This is a genomic window from Erwinia tasmaniensis Et1/99, assembly GCF_000026185.1.
Taxonomy (GTDB): Bacteria; Pseudomonadota; Gammaproteobacteria; order Enterobacterales; family Enterobacteriaceae; genus Erwinia; species Erwinia tasmaniensis.
The window spans coordinates 3,068,295-3,089,894 of record NC_010694.1; the positions used below are offsets into that span (position 1 = coordinate 3,068,295).

Consider the following 21,600-nt stretch of genomic DNA (forward strand, 5'->3'; position numbering starts at 1 on the left):
GCCATTATTTTTTACCGTAGACAGTCTATCTGGCCGGGCTGATGGTTCAGCAGCAGCGGAAACAGCCAGCGTTCTGCCTGAGCGCTCATCTCCTGCACGCTGTCATCATCCAGCCGACGTAGCAATCTTTGCAGATAGGGATCGCTGCCCTCGCCTTCAACCTGATAATTTCCCTGCCAGCACTGTAACAACTTGCCGCGCGCCTGTTTCTGCGTGGCATCATCAAGCCGTAATACGCCCGCTTTTTCATCAAAGCACGCTTTCAGCCACGCGCCGCCGGAAGCGGTTAACAGCAGAGGGGAGCGCATGCCCAGGCGGTAGCCATCAATATAGTGAGCCAGCTGCTGCTGCGCGGCATCTGCCTCCAGCGCCGGGAAGCACCACAGGCTTTCTTTACGCCCCAGCATCAGGCTGCTGCCGGTGCCGCCTATTGTGCAGTACACCAAATGTTCCAGCCATAGCGTCAGACCATCGTGAAAGTTCAGTATCCCCGGCCGCCAGCGCAGCAGCCCGCTGTCCTGAACCTGGGGAAGCCAGCCGCTAAGTGTTGTCTCTCCAAGCGTAAGAGAAATCTCCCAGCTTTCCGCCGCCGCACGCTGCTCGCGCACCCGCCCGGCCAGCTCTCTCATTTCTGACTCCTGCTCCAGCCAGAACAGTTCACCGAATGCGCCGTAAGGCAGCACTCCGGCAGCACGCTGCCGGGCATACAGCTGGTCACCCTCCTTGCCGTCGATCAGGCTGTTAAGCAGCAGGCTGTTAACCTGGTAGCGGCTCAGCCCATCAAGGGAAAACGGTTCCGCATCCGGTAATCCGGTCTCCTCCAGCTGAAAGCTGACGCCGAGCCGCAAACTGAAAAATGCGCGAACCGGGTGACGCCAGAAACGGATCAGCTTGTCAAAAGCGATTACCGTTTCGCTCTCTTCCGGCAACGCCCGCATAAACGGCGGATGAGCAGTTCCCTGCCCGCTGGCAGCGGGGAGCCATTCCGCGGCAAAGCTACGAAACTCTGCACTGGCGCTAAAATTCTCTGCGGCAAACGGCATGCGGCTGTGCAGATGATGCAGGTGTTTCACTACCGCTTTGGCGCTGCTGTCAACATCACTGCCGCTGTCGTCGGCCAGGCAGAAGCTCTGGCTGATATATTCCACCAGCTCACTGACCAGCACCGAGGGGTAACGCTCCGTATTATCCTGAATCGAGCGGGCAATATAGCTGATATACAGCTGCTGCTGCGCCGAGTTCAGTGCTTCCAGGAACAGATAGCGGTCATCGTCACGACGGCTGCGGTCACCCTTCTGCATCTGCTGGCTCATTAAGTCAAAGCCCAGCGGCGGCAAGGTTCGTGGATAAACCCCGTCATTCATACCCAACAGACACACCACTTTGAACGGGATAGAGCGCATTGGCATCAGGGTACAGAAGTTGATCGGGCCGGCGAGAAAACGCTGGCTGATACGCTGCTGGTCAAGGCGTGATGACAGTTCATCGCGCAGCAAGGTTAGCGGCACCGCCTGCTGGTATGAGGCCTGCACGCCATAGCTAATCACCTGCTGCCACTGCTCTTCGATCAGCGTTAGCGCAGCTTCGGTGTCGGCATCGCTGATAAAAAAGTCATCCAGCATCTGGCGACACAGCGGTAGCCAGTTCTGTAGCTCACGCGGTTCACTCAGCCACCGCTGCCAGCGGTTGAGCTGCATCAGCAGCTCGGCCAGGTTACCCGCCAGTTCGGCAATCAGCCCGCTGGACTCGTCGAAGGGCAGTATTCCCTGCCAGTCGCCCGCTTCACTGTTCATTGCATAGCCCAGCAGCATGCGCGTCAGGCCAAAGTGCCAGGTATGCTGGCCGGTGGCGGGCAGATCGAGATCGCGCACGCCATCATCATCCAGCCCCCAGCGTATCCCCGACTCTGCGACCCAGTAACGCAGCAGGCGTAGCCCCTCTTCGTCTATGGCAAAGCGGCTGGCGACGGCGGGCACCTCCAGCAGGGCAAGCACGTCCTCTGCGGTGAAGCGGCTGTCCGGCAGGCCGAGCAGGGAGATAAAGGCCTGCAGTACCGGGTGCGCCTGGCTGGCTCGCCGGTCAGAAATGGCAAACGGCAGAGCGCGATCGGCAGGTGCATTGCCGAACACCGCCTGAATAAACGGCGTGTAGGCATCGATATCAGCCACCATGACGATGATATCGCGTGCGGTCAGCGTTGGATCGTCGGCCATCATCGCCAGCAGCCTGTCCTGCAGCACCTCCACTTCGCGCTGTGGGCTGTGGCACTGGTGGATCGCTATCGAACGATCCTCCGCGGCCAGAATGCGCTTGCTGCGGCTGTTCTCCCACTCGCTGGTTTTCAGGCCGATGACCGCGTGATCTTCCAGCTCCAGCAGGTCGCGTTTGAGCGTTTGCAGCAGGTCGGTGGGTTCAATATCGACAAAGGCAAAGACTTCATTTGGCTCCATCTGCGCCAGCAGATAAAGGTTATCGCGCCCCAGCTTCCCCCAGGAAGCCAGCAGCGGGTTGCTTAGCTGCTGCTCGCCCGCGTCATTAAACAGCGAGGAGGCGTTGTCGGCATCGCGAAACTGCGGGATCTGTCGGTTATCCTGGTAGTGGCGGCGGTGTCGGCTTTGCAGCCTGGCGAGGAAACCGTAGTCCTGGATATCCCCCCAGTAGTGACGGCAAGGATTGGTAAACAGCAGATGGATATCGATATGTTTTCCCAGCGCCCTTAGCGCCTGCAGATAGACCGGTGGCAGCGCAGAAATACCGCAGATAAACACCCGATCGGGCAGATTTTCCGGACGCGTGCTGCTGTTCTCCAGCAGGGCGATAAATCGCTGATAAAGATTCGCACGATGCCATCCCGGCTGCTCCAGCCGCCGGGTGTATTCCACCAGCGCCGCCCATAGCGGGGCCTGCCATAGCTGAGCATCTCCCAGCCCATCTGCCAGCTGGCCCTTTTCCCAACCGTTCAGCCACTGCGGGCGGTAAACGAGATACTGATCAAACAGATCCGCCACGCGTGACGCCAGCTGGAACAGCTTACGCTTGTCGTCGTCATCGCTAAGGTAGTGCCGCAGCGGGGTAAAGGCTTCACCCGGCAGCATATCGGGCAAAATAGCCATCAGCTTCCAGCTCATGCTGGATTTGTTAAACGCGCTCTCTTTAGGGATTTCAGGCAGCACGCGTACAAACATGTCCCAGATAAAGCTGGCGGGCAGCGGAAAGTCTATATTAGCCGCAATGCCAAACTCTTCTGCCAGCGACATTTGCAGCCATTGCGCCATACCGGGGCTTTGCACCAGCACCACTTCAGAACGCAGCGGATCGCGTAGCGGCTGGTTTTCTATCTGCCAGCAGGCCAGCGTTTTCAGTATATCCAGCTGATTTGAGTGGTAAACGGTAAACATACGGCCCTGCCCCTTAATGATCTCGCGAAGGATACTGTAACCCGTTCAGCGCGGCTTGAAAACGCCGCCATGCTATCTGGCGTCCTGATGGCAGTTCAGCTGGGTGAGCGTCGCCTGCCGCCCCGCCGGGCTGGTAACCTGCGCACGGAGCAGCCGGCAACCCGCCGGTCCACTGTGAGAGCTAAGCTGGCTGGGCCATCCCATGCTCTCATTCCCGTGCAGGCGCTGAAAAGCCTGGCGCCAGACTTCACGCTGCTGCCACTGCTGCTGAAAACCCAGCCCCAGCGCCTGCTGATATTTCATCAGCGCGGAGAGGCTCAGACTAAATAGCAGCAGGGAAAATAACGTTTCTATCAGACTGAACCCCTGCTGATTAGAGAGATTAATCCACATCGCAGCCTCCTTTTTCCGTCAGTGGGCAGTAGTCCAGCCAGCCGTGCGGCCGAAACTTCCATCTATCCGAACGAGATTTATTCATCCAGTGATACAGCGTCAGGGTGTCTGGCCCGCTATCGGCGCGCAGCAGCATGCGCGCAACGTGCAGACAGGCACGCCAGCGGTACTCACCCAACTGCTGGCATCGCCAGCCTTCGCCTGCTTTCCAGGGCAGACGCTGCCCCCAGGCGAGCGCCGACGTTGCGGCGGTATATTGTTGCAGGTAAATCCGCTCATCACCGACCAGGTTGATGGCATCCCCGAGCTGTCGCCGCGTGGCGTTCAGCATCAGCGTTCCCATTAGCAGAAGAATGATGACCATGAGGAGCGTACTGCCGCCGCGCTGGGAGGCCGGGCGCATCACAGGTTTTCCGCTTTCAGCCAGTGCTCAACGGTGAGCGAGATGTCAGGCCAGGCTTTAGCAGACCCGCCGAGCGTGACCTTAATCAGCCGCTGATGAATTTCCAGCTGAAAAACACCGATCGTGATCAGCCGGGGGTCGTTAAGCCGTTCCCAGCCGCCGCCTTCGCAGCCGTCCACGCCACGCTGCATCTCAAGGCTTTTTGCCCGCAGTCGGTAGCCGTAAAGATCGCTGTCGTCGCGCCCCACGCCCTCCCAGCGACCGTTGCTGTTTTCATCCCAACGCACCAGCACACAGCTGCCATCGGCACGGCCCATGCGCAGCCCTTTTCCCTGACACCTGCCGTTACAGTAACCGGCGCGCCGTAAGGCTTTCTCCAAGGTTTGCATCATCTGCTGTAGCTCTTCGTGCAGTTGCGCCTGCATCAGTAAGCGCAGATTTTGTGTTTGTAGTAGCGGCAGCGTTCGTGCAGCGCCAATTAACAGCAGGCTGCCAATAGCCATAGCAACCATTATTTCAAGCAGCGTGAATCCCTTTGCGTTCAGCGACATTGCTCCTCCGACTGCACACAGATACGCACCCGCCCACGGGACGAGAGGATCACGCGTCGCTCACCCACCGGACTGGTAATTACGATCCTCCCCGCGTGAGCCACATTCCTTTTGCCATAAAATCCCATTCCGCTGGTGATTTCCCGCAGCCGAACTCCCGGATACGGTGCCAGCAAAGCATGCCGCATTCCGCTAACACAGCGTGCAGGAACGTTTCCGCTTCCCAGGCACCAGCGCGCGCCGGGTTTAAGCCACAGTAGCCGCACCGCGTTATGCCAGTTCGCATCGCTACGTAGTCGTTGCAGCAGCCGCTGGATCTGCTGCGCGCTGTCATTCAGCTGCTGGCGCTGCTGCCAGCTATGCCAGCTACGCCATCCCCCCAGGCTAAGCAGGCTGACAATAGTGATGACCAACATCATTTCCAGCAGCGTAAAGCCGTACATCCCCCTCGTTTTCATAGCGGGCAGTCTGCGCTTTTCTCCGGCGGTTACCAGCCTACTCAGATTAGAATGCGAGCTATCTTCCAGCGTAATTGTGATGTTGCATCAGCGTTCATTAACGTTAAGATGCCCTTTCCATAAGGGAGAATGAATGATGCCTTTTACACCGCTGGTGAATATCCGCGTTGCGCTGCCACAGGTGGGGATCGATCTGAAGTATGCCACGGCTGACAATATCACCGGACAGGCTATCTATTGTGAAGATCGCTGCCTGTTACATCCAGATGCCGCCGCTGCGCTGGCGCGTAGCGTGCACATTGCGCAGCTGGCTGGTTTTACCCTGCTGATTTACGATGCATATCGTCCACAGCAGGCTCAGCAAAATTTATGGCTGTCCTGTTCGGACCCGGACTATGTTATGCCGCCTGGCCTGGGTTCCAACCATTGTCGCGGTACGGCGGTGGATGTCACGCTGGTGGACCATGAAAATCAGATTGTTGATATGGGAACCGGGTTTGACGAGATGGCTCCGCATTCTCATGCGTATCATCCGGCCGTGTCAGCTCAGGCTCAACGTCATCGCCTGTTGCTGAATGGGATCATGTTTGGTGGGGGATTCTGTGGCATTGCCACCGAATGGTGGCACTTTGAGCTGCCTCAGGCGGCGAGCTATGCGCTACTGCCTGAACAATTTGACTGCTACCCCCCGGCATCGGGGGGGTAACGTCAGATAGCCACCGGGGCTTTAATCGCCGGGTGCGGGTCGTAACCTTCTATCTCGAAATCGTCGAAACGATAGTCGAACAACGAGTCCGGCTTGCGCTTAATCACCAGTTTTGGCAACGCCCGCGGTTCACGCTGCAGCTGTAGCCGCGCCTGTTCGAGGTGATTGCTGTAAAGGTGGGTATCACCGCCGGTCCAGACAAAATCACCGACTTCAAGGTCGCACTGCTGGGCGATCATATGCACCAGCAAAGCATAGCTGGCGATGTTGAAAGGCAGGCCGAGGAAAATATCGCAAGAACGCTGATAAAGCTGGCAGGATAGTTTCCCCTGCGCCACATAGAACTGGAAAAAGGCGTGGCACGGAGCCAGCGCCATCTGATCCAGTTCCCCCACGTTCCAGGCCGAGACAATAATACGCCGCGAGTCAGGATCGCTTTTTAGCTGCTCAATCACCTTGCTAAGCTGGTCAATCTGATGCCCGTCTGCGGCTCCCCAGCTGCGCCACTGCTTGCCGTACACCGGGCCGAGATCGCCGTTTTCGTCTGCCCATTCGTCCCAAATCGACACCTTGTTTTCTTTCAGGTAGGCGATATTGGTCTCCCCTTTCAGGAACCACAGCAGCTCATGAATAATCGAGCGCAGATGGCACTTTTTGGTGGTGACCAGCGGGAAACCCTGTTGCAGATTGAAACGCATCTGGTGACCAAAAACGGACAGCGTGCCGGTGCCGGTACGATCGTCTTTCGGCGTGCCCTGTTCAAGCACATGCTGCATTAACGCCAGATACTGTTTCATTTTGCCTCACGAATTCGTTGCTGCGGGCGGCGACGATACGCCCAAATCATCATAATTACTCCGGCCAGGATCATCGGCAGTGACAGAATTTGCCCCATGCTGATGCCACCAAACAGGCCAAGCTGCTGATCGGGCTGACGGAAGAACTCGACGATAATACGGAACGCGCCGTAGCCAATCAGGAACAGCCCGGAGACCGCGCCCATCGGACGAGATTTACGGATAAACAGATTAAGAATGATAAACAGCACCACGCCTTCGAGGATCAGCTCGTACAGCTGCGAAGGATGGCGCGGCAGTACGCCATAGGTTGACAAAAGCTGCTGCCACTGCGGGTGCGCTGCGACCAGCGCGATATCTTCACTGCGCGAGCCGGGGAAGAGCATCGCCCACGGCAGGTTAGGATCGACACGCCCCCAGAGCTCGCCGTTGATAAAGTTGCCGAGGCGGCCAGCGCCGAGGCCAAACGGGATCAGCGGCGCGATAAAATCAGCCACCTGGAAGAAATGACGCTTGGTACGGTGAGCAAATACCAGCATCACCACGATCACGCCAATCAAACCGCCATGGAATGACATGCCGCCATCCCAAACTTTGAACAGATACAGTGGGTTTTCGAGAAACAGCGGCATATTGTAAAACAGCACGTAGCCAATACGTCCGCCAAGGAAAACCCCCAGGAAGCCCGCGTACAGCAGGTTTTCCACCTCTTCCTTTTTCCACCCGCTGCCGGGCTTATTGGCACGGCGTACGGCCAGCCACATGGCGAAGACAAAACCTACCAGGTACATCAGCCCGTACCAGTGTAGTGAAACCGGTCCGATGGAGAAGATCACCGGATCAAATTGAGGAAAAGCCAGGTAGCCGTTATTCATCTTTCACCATTATTAAAGTCAGTCTTGACGATCGATCGTGCGCCAAAGGCTATATCAGGAAAGCGCGGATGATAGCATAAAGGACATTATTCAGGCCCAGGGAACTGTAAACTTTGTCGGGCATTACCACTGCGCAGCATCATCTTAACGCCCTCCCCTGATCAGACCGCCCAGTCCGCGCTGCTCCATAAAGCCGATCACCTGATGACGCACCTCACTGGCCAGCTGCGCTTGCAGCCCGCTTTGGGCCAACGCTTTCGCTTCTTCCAGCTCAATATGGCGCAGCAGATACTTCACGCGCGCCACGTTGCGTCCGTTCATGCTGAGATGGTGATAACCCAGGCCGACCAGCAGCGCCACGCACATCGGGTCGCCGGCCATTTCACCACACAGGCAGAGCTGAAGACCCGCATTTCCGGTGGCGTCGGCTATCGCTTTCAGCGCGCGCAGCATGGCAGGGTGCAGGCTGTCGTACAGGTTTGCTACGTGTGTGTTATTGCGGTCGACGGCCAGCAGATACTGCGTCAGGTCGTTGGTGCCGACAGAGACAAAATCAACCCGCTGCCTGAGTTGGTCGATCATAAAGATCATCGACGGCACTTCAATCATGATACCGAGGCGAGGTAGCGGAATGGTGTACCCCAGCATCTCTTCCACTTCGCGCGCGGCGCGGTCAAGCAGCCTGCGGGCTTCGTCAATCTCTTCAAGGCTGCTGACCATCGGCAACAGAATATTAAGATTGTCGCTGGCAACATTGGCTCGCAGCATTGCACGTAGCTGAACCAGGAAGATCTCTGGCTGATCGAGCGTCAGGCGGATGCCGCGCCAGCCAAGACACGGGTTTTCCTCACTGATCGGCATATAGGGCAGCTGCTTGTCCGCGCCGACGTCCAGCGTACGCAGCGTCACCGGCTTATCAAGAAACAGCTGTAGCATGCCCTGATACTGCGCTACCTGCTCTTCTTCTGACGGAAAGCCGCTTTGCAGCATAAACGGAATTTCCGTGCGGTACAGCCCCACGCCGTCCACCCGATTTCCTAAAACCTGCTCGTGCTCTGCGCTCAGTCCGGCATTGAGCATCACTTTGACCGGCTCGCCGCTTTTCAGCGCGCCGGGCAGAAAGACGTTATCTTCTGCCAGCTGGCTCAGTTCGTTTTCTTCGCTGATCAGCTGCTGGTACTCCTGTACCAGCACCGGTTCAGGATCGACCAGCAGCTCTCCGCGATAACCATCGACGATCAGCAGCCGCCCATCCAGCAGCTCAGGCTGAATGTCGGCCCCCATCACCGTCGGAATGCCCATCGCGCGCACCATAATTGCCGCGTGTGAGTTTGCAGCCCCGTCGCGTACCACTACGCCCACGAGCCGGTCGTGTGGCAATTCGGCTAACGTAGTGGCGGTCAGCTCATCGGCCACCAGCACAAAACGTTCGGGCCAGGTGTTGGTGCCCTGCATGGTGTCATCAAGGTGGAATAGCAGGCGCTGGCCAAGTACGCGCAGATCGCCAGCCCTTTCACGCAGATAGCTGTCCTGCAGGCTGGCAAACTGGGCGGCAAACTTCTCTACGACTTTTTTTACCGCCCATTCGGCAACCGATCCGGCGTCGATCTCGGCCTGGAGATCCTGCTTTAGCCGCGCATCGCTTAAAAGATGAGAGTAGAGATCGAAAATTGCCGCACTTTCTTTATGCATGCTGGCGGTGAAACGCTTGCTGTAGCGGCGGAATTCATTAGAGGCTTCGGCCAGCGCCAGCGCCAGGCGCTCACGCTCACGCACCGTGTCCAGCGTCGAAGCGGAAAAGACGTTCTCCAGCGAAGGCTGGCTGGAATCTACCCAGCCCTGGGCGACAGCCACGCCGGGAGCCGCCGCCAGCGCACGGATGCGGGTTTGCCGGTACTGACCAAATAGCGTATTAAGCTGTGACTGTGAAAGGATGCCGGCCATCTGGGTCGCTAAAGTCACCAAAAATGACTCTTCGCTTTCATCAAACTGCCGGTGCTCACGTTGCTGAACGACCAGCACGCCCAGCAGCTGCCGGCGACTAATGATCGGCACGCCGAGAAAAGAACGAAAACGCTCTTCTTTTACGGAGGGTATGTATTTATAGCTGGGATGTTTCTGCGCATCGGCAAGGTTAATTGGCTCTGCCAGACGACCAACCAACCCGACGATACCTTCATCAAAAGCCAAAGCCACCGTTCGCCCGCGCGGCTTCTTCAGCCCGCGCGTTGCCATCAGGTAGTAGCAGCGGCGATCGTGGTCGGCAAGATAAACCGAGCAGACCTCAGTTTGCATTGCCAGACAAATTTCGTTAACCAAGATATCCAGCGCCTCGGTAAGCCGGGGCGCTGCTGCCACTTTTTCAACTATTTCGCGCAGCTGTGTGAGCATAATCTACGTGGCTTAACCTCTCTTTCGTCGATAACCTGGCGTATTTCTCTGCGTGGTGCTCTCCTGCAGGGGCATAACCACGCTGGCAAACTCCTTCATGACGCGACGATAGACATCACGTTTAAACGAGACCACCTGGCGCACCGGATACCAGTAGCTCACCCAGCGCCAGCCGTCGAACTCTGGCGTACTGCTGGTTTGCATATTGATATCAGCGTCATTGCACATCAGCTGCAGAAGATACCACTTCTGTTTTTGGCCGATACAAACCGGCTTTGTGTCCCAACGCACCAAACGTTTCGGCAACTTATATCGTAACCAGTTACGGGTAGCGGCAAGGATGCGTACATCCTTGCGATTCAGGCCGACTTCCTCGAAAAGTTCGCGGTACATGGCCTGCTCTGCGGTTTCGCCGGGATTTATGCCCCCCTGAGGAAACTGCCAGGAGTGCTGACCAAAACGTCTGGCCCACAAAACCTGCCCCTGCCTGTTACAGATTACGATACCAACATTCGGGCGGTAGCCATCATCATCGATCACCGGACTACCTCAAACTAAAACTGGATGTTCTGATTGTTTCATACTCCTCACAGACGGTAAACCACTGCTTTTGCGTGAACTCTACGGATGAGGCTGGGATAACTGCCGGTAAATAGTAAAGTTATAAACAGAAAAGCGGATATTAGGGCGATCTTATTCACGATTTCTGTGGATAGCTTTGTGCAGAACTCTGTTGACAGGTGGGGAAAACTTTACCCGTCGCGTAAAGAGTGATTTCACAAAAAAAGATTAAGCCTATATAAATCATAGGGCTTCCTCGTAAAAGATCGGTTTTATACCCGCTGACATACTGCTGTCACAAAAGCCGGATGCACAACTGGTGAAAGATCGAACGCTTATCACGTTATCCACAGAATATGTCGATTAGTTAGGCTCGATCAGGGTAAAACTTGATAAACATGCCCACGTCAAGGCTGTAAATGGAAACAGTATTCGGTTAACCTGCGAGTTATCCCATATTTCTGTGGATAACTACCCCGGTGAACCTGTTCATTGTCGGTGACAAGCCGGGTAAAACCAAAGTACATCCCCGGTTTACTCGCCACAAACGCCATAAAAAAACACGATATATCATGCTATTATTAGCGTTACCCCCAAAGCGAATGCGGAAAGTGGCGGCGCAAAAATATTGCGTCTATTTTTTGAACAAATACGGAAGCGATGATGAATGATGTAATCGATCGAGTCCCTCCACCGCAAAATGAAGCTGAACTGCTGGCTCGCGCTACCGCCCTGGCAGGGTACACCCTGGGCGAGCTGGCATTACGTATCGGCTTACCGGTCCCGCGTAATTTGCAGCGGGATAAAGGCTGGGTCGGCATGCTGCTGGAACGTTATCTCGGCGCCAGCGCTGGCAGCAAACCGGAGCAGGACTTTGCCGAAATTGGCGTAGAGCTGAAAACGATCCCGGTCGATGCCGCAGGCCGTCCGCTGGAAACCACCTTTGTCTGCGTTGCGCCACTCACCGGCAACAGCGGAGTCACCTGGCTTAACAGCCATGTTCGCCATAAGCTGGCACGAGTGCTGTGGGTACCGGTTGAAGGCGAGCGCAGCATTGCGCTGGAACAGCGACGTGTCGGCGCAGCATTGTTATGGAGTCCGAATGCAGACGAAGAGCGGCAGCTGCAGAACGACTGGGAGGAGCTGATGGATATGATCGTACTAGGCCAGGTAGATCGGATCACCGCCCGTCACGGTGAGGTACTGCAAATACGCCCTAAGGCCGCCAACAGTAAAGCGCTGACCGAAGCCATCGGCCGCAACGGGCAGCCCGTTATGACCTTACCGCGCGGTTTTTATCTGAAGAAAACCTTTACCGCCCCACTGCTGGCACGCCATTTTTTGTTGTAAACAGCGCCGCTATCAAACACACATTAAAAAGATGCGGTAAAGTTTTTCACGCTACGGTCAACCCTGCGTATAATCACCGTTTATATTTTGTTTAAGTTTAGGGTGTGATGAAATAATGTTTGAATGGATAGCCGATCCCAACGCCTGGTTGGCCCTCGGAACCTTGACAGTCCTCGAAATCGTCCTCGGTATTGATAATATTATCTTCCTGTCGTTGGTGGTAGCTAAGTTACCAAAACACCAGCAGAATACCGCCCGCCGCCTGGGTCTGGCCGGCGCGATGCTAATGCGCCTGGGTCTGCTTGCTTCGATAGCCTGGGTTATTCGCCTGACCGATCCGCTGTTTACCCTGATGGAGCACGACTTCTCCCTGCGCGACCTGATACTTCTGGGCGGTGGATTATTCCTGCTGTGGAAATCAGGCATGGAGATCCATGAAAGCATAGAGGGCGGCGCCAGCGAGCACAAAACTAACGTGCACTCCTTTGCCGGCGCTATCGTTCAGATCATGCTGTTGGATATCATTTTCAGCCTGGACTCGGTTATAACGGCGGTAGGCCTGTCCGATCACCTGATTATTATGATGGCAGCCGTGGTCATTGCGGTGATGGTAATGATGTTCGCCGCGCGGGCTATCGGTGATTTTGTCGACCGGCATCCGTCGGTAAAAATGCTGGCTCTGGCGTTTCTTATTCTCGTCGGCTTCACCTTAATTCTCGAAAGCTTCCGCATTCACATTCCGAAGGGCTACATCTATTTTGCCATGTTCTTCTCTATGGCGGTGGAAAGCCTGAATCTGCTACGGAACAAAAATAAACATACTTAATATCATCGCGTTACCCTGGATTTCTGCCGGGGTAACGCGAACCGTGTTAAAAGCCCTGCCAATGACAGGTTCTGCTAAGCTTATTTTCGGAATCATACGGTTAACTCAACATAAAAAAACGTTTATTACTACACTTAGACGAGCTGATGAAAACGCAGGGGATAAGGATGAAGTGGATTTTTAGCGCAGCGGTGCTGGGCATGGCAATGATGATTAGCGGTTGTAGCAGTGACTATGTGATGGCGACTAAAGACGGTAAGATGATCATGACCGAGGGAAAGCCTCAGATTGACAAAGAGACCGGGCTGGTGAAGTATACTGATGAATCTGGTCATGAACGACAAATTAACGGTGATGAAGTTTCTTCTATGGTTGAACGTTAATCTGCTTCTTGCCACCTGGTGCCGCACGATAACAGGTGGCTGCTACCGACCTTCCCGCTCAATCGCTTCTTTCTCACCCGCTTAGCGCGGTAAAATCCGCCTCCGGGGTTTTGGCAGCGTGACCCGTCAATTTCTGGTAATTTCCCCCTGTTGCGGACGTAGCTTAAGTCCCTGACCTTGCCTAATGAAAAAAGGAAGCCCGCGATGCATTATCACCGTATTCCCCACAGTACCCTGGAAGTCAGTTCTTTAGGGCTGGGTACCATGACGTTTGGTGAACAAAACAGTGAAGCTGACGCCCATGCCCAGCTGGACATGGCCGTGAGTCGCGGTATCAACCTGATTGATACTGCTGAAATGTACCCGGTGCCGCCACGCCCCGAAACACAGGGGCTGACCGAACAGTATATTGGCAGCTGGCTGAAAGCCCGGGGCAACCGCGACAAGATAGTGCTGGCCTCAAAAGTGGCGGGGCCAATACGCGGTACGGATGCCGCAATCCGCCCAAATCAGGCCCTCGATCGCAAAAATATTCGCGCCGCGCTGGATGCCAGCCTGAAGCGCCTGAACACCGACTATCTCGATCTCTATCAGCTGCACTGGCCACAGCGCCAGACCAATTTCTTCGGCAAGCTGAACTATCAGTACAGCGAAGATACCGCGACCGTTACGCTGCTGGAAACGCTGGAAGCCCTGACCGAACAGGTGCGTGCGGGTAAAATCCGCTATATCGGCGTGTCGAACGAAACGGCATGGGGGGTGATGCGCTATCTGCAGCTGGCCGAAAAACATGAGCTGCCGCGCATCGTTAGTATCCAAAACCCCTACAGCCTGCTGAACCGCAGCTTTGAAGTGGGCCTGGCAGAAATCAGCCATCATGAAGGCGTCGAGCTGCTGGCTTATTCCAGCCTGGCATTCGGCACGCTGAGCGGTAAATACCTGAACGGCGCGCAACCGGCCGGGGCGCGCAACACGCTGTTCAGCCGCTTTACCCGCTACAGCGGCGAGCAGTCGCAGCAGGCTATAGCCGAATATGTGGAACTTGCCCGCAAACACGGGCTGGACCCATCGCAAATGGCGCTGGCATTCGTGCGTCAACAGCCGTTCGTCGCCAGCACCCTGCTGGGTGCGACCACGCTGGAACAGCTAAAAACCAACATCGACAGCTACGATGTCACCCTGAATGAAGAAGTTCTTGCCGGGCTGGAAGCGATTCATCGCCGCTATACCTACCCAGCCCCCTGATACTTACCGCCATCCGGCGTAACGTCACGCTTAAAACCGGGCCGCGACTGGCCCGGTCTGCCACGGATCATCGCTTATTGCGTATCTGTACACCTTGCCAGCCCCACAGTAGGGCGATCGCCAGCGCGAACAGCGCCCCGAAACCTGCGCCCGTGGCCACCGGCGATACGCCAAGTTTGATCGCCAGCGAGTAAAGCCCCAACATCAGCAGCATCGCGGTATTTTCACCGAGATTCTGTACCGCTATGGCGTTACCGGCCCCAACGCTCTCTTTACCACGCATTTGCAACAGGGCGTTGAGCGGCACCACAAAAAAGCCGCCGAGCATGCCGATGCAAACCAGCAGGATATAAGCATTTACCGCATGATGCTGTAATGAGAACAGCAGCACCGCCACGCCAATTAGCACGCCGGCGGGCATACAGCGCGCCACGGTTTTTAACGTCACCAGTTTCGCGGCGGCCACCGCGCCGAACACAATACCAATCGCCACCATCCCATTCAGCAGCGTTGGCGTTTTGTTATCGACGATCCCCAGCGCCACCGGCACCCACAGCACCAGCAGGAAGCGCAGCGTGACGCCCGCCCCCCAAAACATGCTGGTTCCCACCAGAGAAAATCGGGTTTGTCCGTCGCGCCACAGGATAGCGCAGGCCTGGAAAAAGCTGGCAGAGACCTGCTTAGGATGCCAGGAGAGGCCAGCGCGCGCGACGGCAAGCGTGGGTATCAACAGGTTGGCTGCCACCGCCAGTCCGTAGACCAACACACAGGTCAGGAGCGCCCCCGTCAGATCCCAGTCGGCGAGAAAGCCTCCGGCTACCGAACCGAGGAGGATAGCGGCAATGGTCGATGACTCCATTAGTCCGTTGGCTTTCACCAACGTATCGCCGCCGGTAAGTTCACCGAGAATTCCGTACTTCGCCGGGGAATAAGCCGCTGCGCCAATCCCCACCAGGCTATAGCCGAGGAAGGGATCGAACCCCACGCAGATGGTCAGCGCGCCCAGCAGCTTAAGCGAGTTGGCAAACATCATTACCCGCCCTTTGGCGAAGCTGTCCGCCAGCTGGCCAACAAACGGCGCCAGGATGATATAGGTGGCGACAAACACCATCTGTAATACGGGCTGGCTCCAGTCCGGGTAGACCAGCTGCTTCAGCACCGCCAGGGTGGCGAACAGCAGCGCATTGTCGCCAAATGCCGAAAAGAATTGAGCTGCAATTACCGCCATCATCCCCTTTGACAACAGCGGCTTTGAGTCAGTCTGTGCACTATTCACGGCGATCCTCCGGCTGCTCTGCCATCTCCCGCAGGGTAACAAAGTCAGGCTTACCGCTGCCCAGCAGCGGCAGCTGTGATAACAGGCGGATATCTCGCGGCACGGCCAGTTCCGGGCTGCCCAGCTCACGGGCGCTGTGCATCAATTGTTCACGCGTCAGCTGCGCGTCGGTGGTAAACAGCACCAGCGCCTCGCCGCGATTGCCGTCCGGTTTGATCGTCGCGGCGTGCTGCTTGTCGTCAGAAGCGTTGCGGGCGATCTGTTCCACGATCTCCAGCGACACCATCTCGCCAGCAATTTTAGCAAAGCGCTTCACGCGCCCCTGGATCTGGCAGAAGCCGCCTTCGTCGAAGCTGACGATATCGCCGGTGTCATACCAGCCCGGCTCCATCTGCCCTTCGCCGTTATCGGCCTGCGGTGCCTCAAGCCTGCCCGGATGCTCCACGCGCAGATAGCCTTTCATGATGTTGGGGCCGCGCAGCTGCAATCTGCCGCCCTGCTCAATGCCCGGCACCGATACCAGACGTGAATCCATGCCAGGCAGAATGCGTCCCACGGTATGAGATTTAGCGGCCATCGGCACATTGATCGCCACCACCGGCGCACATTCCGTCACGCCGTAGCCTTCAAGAATACGAATGCCGTATTTCTCCATCCATAGTTCACGCGTGTGATCCTGGAGTTTTTCCGCCCCGGCAACCACGTAGCGCAACCGGGCAAAATCATACGGATTGGCAAAGCGGGCATAGTTACCGAGAAAAGTCGAGGTACCGAACAGCACGGTACAGTTACGGTCATATACCAGTTCAGGAACAATGCGGTAATGGAGCGGGCTGGGATACAGGAACACCCGTGCCCCGGTCATTAGCGGGGTAAACAGGCCCACGGTCAGACCAAATGCGTGGAACAGCGGCAGCGCTGACATAAAGCGATCGCACGGGGTAAAGTCTGCCACGGTGCGGATCTGTTCGACGTTTGCCAGCAGGCTCTTATGAGAATGCACCACGCCTTTGGGGTGACCTTCAGAACCGGAGGTAAACAGCACCATCGCCGCGTCTTCCGGCTGCTGGGCCACCATCGCCCGCCGTGGCAGCAGCAGATGGCCCAGTATCCAAAGTTTATCCTGAGTGGTCAGGGTATCTTTCAAATCTTCCAGGTAGATCCACTTAACCTGAGTGATGCCCTGCGGCAGATGCCACAGCTTGCCTTTGTCGAGAAACTGGCGTGAGGTAAATACGGTTTTGATTTCACCGGCGGTCAGGGCACTGGTGAGACCTTTAACTCCGGCGGTGTAGTTCAGCATTGCCGGAACGCGCCCGCGCATTGAAGCGCCAAGGATCGCCGCAGCCGTCACGGTAGCGTTTGGCAACAGCAGGCCGACATATTCACCGGGCTGGCTGTAACGTTCCAGAATACGCCCAACGCCAAGCGATTTTTTCAGCAGCCCGCTGTAGCTGTCTGGCTTAAAATTAACGTCTTCGATACAGGGCTTAAACAGGCCGTAACGGGTACGAGCGGCGAGAAATGCCTGGTACAGGGTTTCACGCGGGCGCACCGCCATACGCGCCTCCATCATAATATGGTGGAGGTGCTCCCCGGCGAGGCGACGACGGTCGCGCGCGCGCGGAGCCTGCGGCATGGGGATAGTGGTGGCAGGCAAAACGGTTAGCGTAATGCGCGGGAACAGGCGGCGCTTAACCACGCCCCCCAGGCGGCCGAAAGGCGTGTACTCCGCCCCTTCGATACGCAGTGGCACCACGGTTGCCTGTGATTTTGCCGCGACGAACCCCGCGCCATCGTATATTTTCATCAACGAGCCGGTCACGGTGATACGCCCTTCAGGGAAGATCACCACCGGACGTCCCTGGCCAATCAGCTTCACTAAATGTTTAACCGACATCGGTTTGGTGGGATCGAGCGGAACGAAATCGATCAGCGAACGCAGCGCGCGCATATACCACTGGCTGCTGATGGAGGAGTAGACGGCAAACACTGGCTTCACGGGAAGAAATACCGCCAGCAGTATCCCATCGAGAAATGACATATGATTCGGGGTGATCAACACACGCCGCTTGTTTAAACTGGCAAGGTCCCCGGTTAAACGGGTGCGGAACGCCAGACGCAACAGCGCACGTAGAAAAGTTAAGACCATAGCCTGCCTGCTCCTTCGCAGCTAAAAATTGCTATTAAAGATGCACGATATAGCGAGATAATTCAATAATTACAGAAGGATAATAAAGTGACTTTATAAAACTTCAGCTGCGTTAACAGGCTGTCAGATTGACTGAAAAGGAGACCTCCCAGATATAACCTTATTCATTCCTTAAAAATATAACATTCATTAATAATGATACAAAATCCAAACCCTAAACCGAGCGATTATTGATATATAAAACTGTTCTTTTTTGATAAAAAAACCTTCCGCAAAAAACTCACCAGGATAAAATGCCAAATAACATCACGAAAGACAATCCAATCCCTTTACGTACCCATGAGTACACCCTCAGCGTCGAAAACACGGGGTCAGCCCCTTCCCAGATTCGAGAAAGTGTTATCAAGAAAATTGGAAACAGTAGCAATTCCCGCACGGAAATAACTCAACAAAAAACCAAACGTGCAACCGACTTAAAATCAGAAAGTAAAAAAAAATTAACGTCATCATTGTACGATAATTTATATCTGTTGGCAGACGTTGCCACTAACGCAGACTATTCAGAAGGGGTGTTGAAATCAGAATGTCGATTCTACAATTTACATATGCTGGCAGATGTTGCCATCAATGTACAAAATGTAACGCTAAGTTTGATATCAGGGGTATCGCCCTGTCATTCACCTCGACCTCCCACATCCGTAGTTCAGGATAGTAAATTTAGCGTATTATCTCCATCTACGCCTGTAACGGCCCGGCCTCACAAAAATAGTGTTTAACAAAATTAGCAGGTAAAATAGACTTCCTCCTCATCAAAGTGCTTTATTCTGTTTACATGAAAAAAAACGGGCCAGTTATCGCGCTGCACTTGATGATTTTTATAATTCCTGTAGTGTGAGATTACGAGGCTAAATTAAGTCAAATGAAACCTCGTCACAGACATCAGATAAAGAAATCCTCCTGGAGAAAAATTTCATGAGCTAAATATCAACTATAAAAATTTTCATAAGATGATTATAAATACGATTCATCCCATCAATCAAGAAAAGACCAATTTTCTGAACACAGGCCTAAGGTCGATAAATTTTGCAAAAGACAAGCTAATATACTATCAACAGATTAAATAAAATTCATTTCTAAAAAACTCAGATATTCAATGTGATAAACATTTTTACATTATTTCAACATCACCCTACCACTGATATCTCATGGCCTTTCATTGTCTCAGATTTACTCTAACCGGTGGGTGCCAATGTTAAGGTAAATAAACATGCGCCATATAATGGTATATTCCAATATTTATAGAGGAAACAGAGCATTAACTAAGACTAATTTTTCTATTGGAAATAATAACAAATCCGCTCTAAATGACACCCTCTAGCTAACTCCGAACTAACACAGTGAAGAATAAATAAAATTTTAAAAATTACGGCAACAAAAAAGAGGCATCATTTTTTTATTTCTCTTGTAATAAAATTGAAAAATATAAAATAAAACCAATCCCATAAGGAAAAAAAAGTGCCCAATAGTATTACTTCAGACCACCAACCCCACATCGCCACTACTTACGAGACTATCGGTGGAAAAACCGTTAACGTCTACTCCCATCGCTCCCGAGAAAGTGTGACCAGGTTGGCTATAGATGTCAGTAATTCTCAAAACACAATGACCAGGAAAGCAAGTAAAAGACCACATTCTCCAACTCATGAAAACAGTATAAAATTAACATCAACATCAGACCTTGAAAAGGACTTACGACTACTGGCAGAGGCTGCCGTTGCCGTTGAAAGTCATAATATAAAGAGAGGATCGAAATTCAAAATCCCCGCAACTTCAACAGCCAGAGATTTATTCGCTGAGCGTGCCCGAGTAAAATTAATGGGGAAAGATGTCAACAATACGCCTTCAGCTACATCTGAAATTCCATTTTTCTCAACACAACAAGAATCATCAGGCATACCAATACATGAAATAGATAGCTTTGTTTACGAATCGACCTCTCTTGCTTATATGATTAATGATGGAAGTTTTACTTACTCTCAAAAAATCATTGAGTATGAGTGGAGGTTGTTCGAAAAAATATATCGTGAGTTTAACGGGAATAAAAAAAATAAGTATCCACTCAGTGATAAACAAGTGTGGGGAAAAATAAAATTTGACCTGACTGAAAAATACAAAAGAATGAGTGAAAAATTACTAATGTGGAATGCCGGTCCATATCAGCAAGGAACGGATGACGCTCGAAATATAACGTTAAAAAACGTGGGTATGATAAAGAAGGAGTTGAAGCACTATTTACGACAGGATCTAAGTTTTTTCTTAAAAACTGTTGTCGATAAATAAGTCTTCCGTGCTCTTTCACTCTACGTCATATCATCATATTTAACAGCATCCCCCCCCCCGGTTTTACTTCCTCCGGGGGATCGTGACATTGGTTATTCCATTGCATCAAGAGCCCCAGTCACCGCCCAGCGCCACGATCAGCTTAACGCTGGTGACCCACTGCGTGCTTTGCAGCTGTAGCAGGTTTTGCTGCTGGCTGAGGCTGGTATTTTCGGTGGTGGCGACGTCAAGATAATCGATCATTCCCGCCTGATACTGATTGCGGGTAACGCGCGCCGACTCCTGCGCCGCTGCGGTAGCACGCTGCTGCGCCAGCATTTCATCCCGTAAGGTATGCAGCTCCACCAGATAATTCTCCACCTCCTGCAAGCCGGTCAGCACCGTCTGGCGATAGCTGGCGACGTCGGCATCGTAGGCGGCACGCGCCTGTTCAACTTTTGCCGAGGTGGCACCAAAGTCCAGCAGCGTGCCGCTCAGGGACGGCCCCAGCGACCAGACGCGGTTGGGCAGTGAGATCAAATTGTGCAGCACCGAACTTGAAAAGCCGCCGCTGGCGCTGAGGGTCAGATCGGGATAGTACCCGGCAATCGCCACGCCCACGGCGGCATTGGCTGCCGCCACGGTCCGCTCCGCCTGGGCAATATCCGGACGGCGCTGTAGCAGGTCAGCCGGCAGCGCTGACGGAATGTCCGGCAGGGTTGCCTTAAGAGGCGCTGCCGCCAGGCTGAATTCCGCCGGCGTTTTACCGATAAGCACCGCAATCGCGTGCTCCAGCTGCGCCCGCTGCCAGTTGAGATCCAGCGCCGAGGCGCGGGCGCTTTCCAGCAGGTTTTGCGCCTGTGCCAGCGCGGCACGAGATTCGCTGCCCGCATGGTACTGGTTATCGATCACCGTTACGTAGCGCTGATAGGCATCAATACTGCGCTGATAAAGCCCAATACGCCGATCGAGAATGCGTAGCTGGAAATAGTTCTGCGCCAGCGTCGACTGGGCGCTAAGGGTGATATTTGCCAGCTCGGCGGCGCTGGCATCGGCGCTGGCGCGATCCTCCTCAAGCGTCCGGCGCAGCTTGCCCCAGATATCCAGCTCCCAGCTGGCGCTGGCCTGCAACTGGTGGCCGTTGCTGATGCCGCCCTGGCCGCTGCCAGCGGTCGCGCTGCGCGTTGCGCTACCGGTCGCGCTGACAGAGGGATACAGATCGCTGCGCGACGCGGCGGCCAGCGCCAGTGCCTGGCGATACAGCGCCTGATACTGCGCCACGTTCTGGTTAGAGATTTGTACCTGGCGCAGCAGCCCGCTTAGCGTGGCATCCTGGTATCGCACCCACCATTCGCCCTTAAGGACATCGTCCTGCGGCCGCGCTTCATGCCAGCCTTTAGCCTGTTTGTAGTGCAAAGACATCGGCGCGTCAGGGCGCTGGTAGTCGGGGCCCACCGCGCAGCCGCTAAGCAGCAGGGCGAGGGCGAGAGGAGTGAGCCTGGTCAGTTTCATCATA

At 54.6% G+C, this 21,600-nt stretch carries 19 protein-coding genes; 7 read left to right on the forward strand and 12 right to left on the reverse strand.

Annotation, left to right across the window (positions count from 1 at the left end):
* Nucleotides 1–11: 11 nt before the first annotated feature.
* From recC to ETA_RS15000, 5 genes are all read right to left on the reverse strand, one after another.
* Nucleotides 12–3,398, reverse strand: a complete 3,387-nt coding sequence (recC, locus tag ETA_RS14980) for an exodeoxyribonuclease V subunit gamma (RefSeq protein WP_012442456.1) — start codon at nt 3,396–3,398, stop codon at nt 12–14.
* Nucleotides 3,399–3,470: 72 nt separating this feature from the next.
* Complete coding sequence (locus ETA_RS14985; protein ID WP_012442457.1) at nt 3,471–3,791, reverse strand: prepilin-type N-terminal cleavage/methylation domain-containing protein; 321 nt, start codon at nt 3,789–3,791, stop codon at nt 3,471–3,473.
* Nucleotides 3,781–4,194, reverse strand: coding sequence for a DUF2509 family protein (locus tag ETA_RS14990; RefSeq protein WP_012442458.1), 414 nt, complete (start codon nt 4,192–4,194; stop codon nt 3,781–3,783). The genes ETA_RS14985 and ETA_RS14990 overlap by 11 nt, the downstream gene beginning before the upstream one ends.
* Complete coding sequence (locus ETA_RS14995; RefSeq protein WP_012442459.1) at nt 4,194–4,745, reverse strand: prepilin peptidase-dependent protein; 552 nt, start codon at nt 4,743–4,745, stop codon at nt 4,194–4,196. The genes ETA_RS14990 and ETA_RS14995 overlap by 1 nt, the downstream gene beginning before the upstream one ends.
* Nucleotides 4,736–5,203, reverse strand: coding sequence for a prepilin peptidase-dependent protein (locus ETA_RS15000; RefSeq protein WP_012442460.1), 468 nt, complete (start codon nt 5,201–5,203; stop codon nt 4,736–4,738). The genes ETA_RS14995 and ETA_RS15000 overlap by 10 nt, the downstream gene beginning before the upstream one ends.
* A gap of 133 nt (nt 5,204–5,336) precedes the next feature.
* Here ETA_RS15000 and ddpX point away from each other — a divergent pair, with 133 nt between their 5' ends.
* A complete protein-coding gene (gene ddpX, locus ETA_RS15005; protein ID WP_012442461.1) occupies nt 5,337–5,909 on the forward strand; it encodes a D-alanyl-D-alanine dipeptidase in 573 nt (190 codons plus the stop codon).
* 2 nt (nt 5,910–5,911) lie between these two features.
* Here ddpX and thyA read toward each other — a convergent pair whose 3' ends face one another.
* The 4 genes from thyA to rppH form a co-directional block, all read right to left on the reverse strand.
* Nucleotides 5,912–6,706: a thymidylate synthase gene (thyA, locus tag ETA_RS15010; protein ID WP_012442462.1), complete on the reverse strand. Its 795-nt coding sequence runs from the start codon at nt 6,704–6,706 to the stop codon at nt 5,912–5,914.
* Nucleotides 6,703–7,581: a prolipoprotein diacylglyceryl transferase gene (gene lgt / locus ETA_RS15015; RefSeq protein ID WP_012442463.1), complete on the reverse strand. Its 879-nt coding sequence runs from the start codon at nt 7,579–7,581 to the stop codon at nt 6,703–6,705. The genes thyA and lgt overlap by 4 nt, the downstream gene beginning before the upstream one ends.
* 144 nt (nt 7,582–7,725) lie before the next feature.
* Entirely contained in the window at nt 7,726–9,972 is a 2,247-nt protein-coding gene (gene ptsP, locus ETA_RS15020) for a phosphoenolpyruvate--protein phosphotransferase (RefSeq protein ID WP_012442464.1), read from the reverse strand.
* 12 nt (nt 9,973–9,984) lie between these two features.
* Nucleotides 9,985–10,512 (reverse strand): RNA pyrophosphohydrolase, encoded by a 528-nt coding sequence (rppH, locus tag ETA_RS15025; RefSeq protein ID WP_012442465.1) that lies wholly within the window; start codon nt 10,510–10,512, stop codon nt 9,985–9,987.
* Between the two features lie 681 nt (nt 10,513–11,193).
* On the opposite strand from rppH, the gene mutH reads away from it, so the two are divergent.
* The 4 genes from mutH to ETA_RS15045 all read left to right on the forward strand — a co-directional run bounded on the left by mutH (nt 11,194) and on the right by ETA_RS15045 (nt 14,337).
* Nucleotides 11,194–11,883, forward strand: a complete 690-nt coding sequence (gene mutH / locus ETA_RS15030) for a DNA mismatch repair endonuclease MutH (protein ID WP_012442466.1) — start codon at nt 11,194–11,196, stop codon at nt 11,881–11,883.
* 115 nt (nt 11,884–11,998) lie between these two features.
* A complete protein-coding gene (locus ETA_RS15035; RefSeq protein WP_012442467.1) occupies nt 11,999–12,709 on the forward strand; it encodes a TerC family protein in 711 nt (236 codons plus the stop codon).
* A gap of 167 nt (nt 12,710–12,876) precedes the next feature.
* Nucleotides 12,877–13,092, forward strand: coding sequence for a YgdI/YgdR family lipoprotein (locus tag ETA_RS15040; RefSeq protein ID WP_012442468.1), 216 nt, complete (start codon nt 12,877–12,879; stop codon nt 13,090–13,092).
* A 204-nt stretch (nt 13,093–13,296) separates the two neighbouring features.
* Nucleotides 13,297–14,337 carry an NADP(H)-dependent aldo-keto reductase gene (locus tag ETA_RS15045; RefSeq protein WP_012442469.1) on the forward strand — a complete coding sequence of 347 codons (1,041 nt, stop codon included), beginning with the start codon at nt 13,297–13,299 and terminating at the stop codon, nt 14,335–14,337.
* A 67-nt stretch (nt 14,338–14,404) separates the two neighbouring features.
* Here the strand turns inward: ETA_RS15045 and lplT are convergent, their stop codons facing one another.
* Both lplT and aas read right to left on the reverse strand, forming a co-directional pair.
* Nucleotides 14,405–15,565, reverse strand: coding sequence for a lysophospholipid transporter LplT (lplT, locus tag ETA_RS15050; RefSeq protein ID WP_012442470.1), 1,161 nt, complete (start codon nt 15,563–15,565; stop codon nt 14,405–14,407).
* A gap of 40 nt (nt 15,566–15,605) precedes the next feature.
* Nucleotides 15,606–17,765, reverse strand: a complete 2,160-nt coding sequence (gene aas, locus ETA_RS15055; RefSeq protein ID WP_012442471.1) for a bifunctional acyl-ACP--phospholipid O-acyltransferase/long-chain-fatty-acid--ACP ligase — start codon at nt 17,763–17,765, stop codon at nt 15,606–15,608.
* Between the two features lie 293 nt (nt 17,766–18,058).
* On the opposite strand from aas, the gene ETA_RS20040 reads away from it, so the two are divergent.
* Both ETA_RS20040 and ETA_RS15060 read left to right on the forward strand, forming a co-directional pair.
* A complete protein-coding gene (locus ETA_RS20040) occupies nt 18,059–18,541 on the forward strand; it encodes a hypothetical protein (protein WP_012442472.1) in 483 nt (160 codons plus the stop codon).
* Between the two features lie 739 nt (nt 18,542–19,280).
* Nucleotides 19,281–20,105, forward strand: a complete 825-nt coding sequence (locus ETA_RS15060) for a hypothetical protein (protein ID WP_012442473.1) — start codon at nt 19,281–19,283, stop codon at nt 20,103–20,105.
* Between the two features lie 105 nt (nt 20,106–20,210).
* On the opposite strand, the gene ETA_RS15065 is transcribed toward ETA_RS15060, so the two are convergent.
* Nucleotides 20,211–21,596, reverse strand: a complete 1,386-nt coding sequence (locus ETA_RS15065) for an efflux transporter outer membrane subunit (RefSeq protein WP_012442474.1) — start codon at nt 21,594–21,596, stop codon at nt 20,211–20,213.
* Nucleotides 21,597–21,600 lie beyond the last annotated feature (4 nt).

Excerpts from the sequence above, each read along its gene's own strand:
- recC (WP_012442456.1), bottom strand. The coding sequence starts at position 3,398 with ATGTTTACCGTTTACCACTCAAATCAGCTGGATATACTGAAAACGCTG.
- ETA_RS14985 (WP_012442457.1), bottom strand. The coding sequence starts at position 3,791 with ATGTGGATTAATCTCTCTAATCAGCAGGGGTTCAGTCTGATAGAAACG.
- ETA_RS14990 (WP_012442458.1), bottom strand. The coding sequence starts at position 4,194 with ATGCGCCCGGCCTCCCAGCGCGGCGGCAGTACGCTCCTCATGGTCATC.
- ETA_RS14995 (WP_012442459.1), bottom strand. The coding sequence starts at position 4,745 with ATGTCGCTGAACGCAAAGGGATTCACGCTGCTTGAAATAATGGTTGCT.
- ETA_RS15000 (WP_012442460.1), bottom strand. The coding sequence starts at position 5,203 with ATGAAAACGAGGGGGATGTACGGCTTTACGCTGCTGGAAATGATGTTG.
- ddpX (WP_012442461.1), top strand. The coding sequence starts at position 5,337 with ATGATGCCTTTTACACCGCTGGTGAATATCCGCGTTGCGCTGCCACAG.
- thyA (WP_012442462.1), bottom strand. The coding sequence starts at position 6,706 with ATGAAACAGTATCTGGCGTTAATGCAGCATGTGCTTGAACAGGGCACG.
- lgt (WP_012442463.1), bottom strand. The coding sequence starts at position 7,581 with ATGAATAACGGCTACCTGGCTTTTCCTCAATTTGATCCGGTGATCTTC.
- ptsP (WP_012442464.1), bottom strand. The coding sequence starts at position 9,972 with ATGCTCACACAGCTGCGCGAAATAGTTGAAAAAGTGGCAGCAGCGCCC.
- mutH (WP_012442466.1), top strand. The coding sequence starts at position 11,194 with ATGATGAATGATGTAATCGATCGAGTCCCTCCACCGCAAAATGAAGCT.
- ETA_RS15035 (WP_012442467.1), top strand. The coding sequence starts at position 11,999 with ATGTTTGAATGGATAGCCGATCCCAACGCCTGGTTGGCCCTCGGAACC.
- ETA_RS15040 (WP_012442468.1), top strand. The coding sequence starts at position 12,877 with ATGAAGTGGATTTTTAGCGCAGCGGTGCTGGGCATGGCAATGATGATT.
- ETA_RS15045 (WP_012442469.1), top strand. The coding sequence starts at position 13,297 with ATGCATTATCACCGTATTCCCCACAGTACCCTGGAAGTCAGTTCTTTA.
- lplT (WP_012442470.1), bottom strand. The coding sequence starts at position 15,565 with ATGGCGGTAATTGCAGCTCAATTCTTTTCGGCATTTGGCGACAATGCG.
- aas (WP_012442471.1), bottom strand. The coding sequence starts at position 17,765 with ATGGTCTTAACTTTTCTACGTGCGCTGTTGCGTCTGGCGTTCCGCACC.
- ETA_RS20040 (WP_012442472.1), top strand. The coding sequence starts at position 18,059 with ATGCCAAATAACATCACGAAAGACAATCCAATCCCTTTACGTACCCAT.
- ETA_RS15065 (WP_012442474.1), bottom strand. The coding sequence starts at position 21,596 with ATGAAACTGACCAGGCTCACTCCTCTCGCCCTCGCCCTGCTGCTTAGC.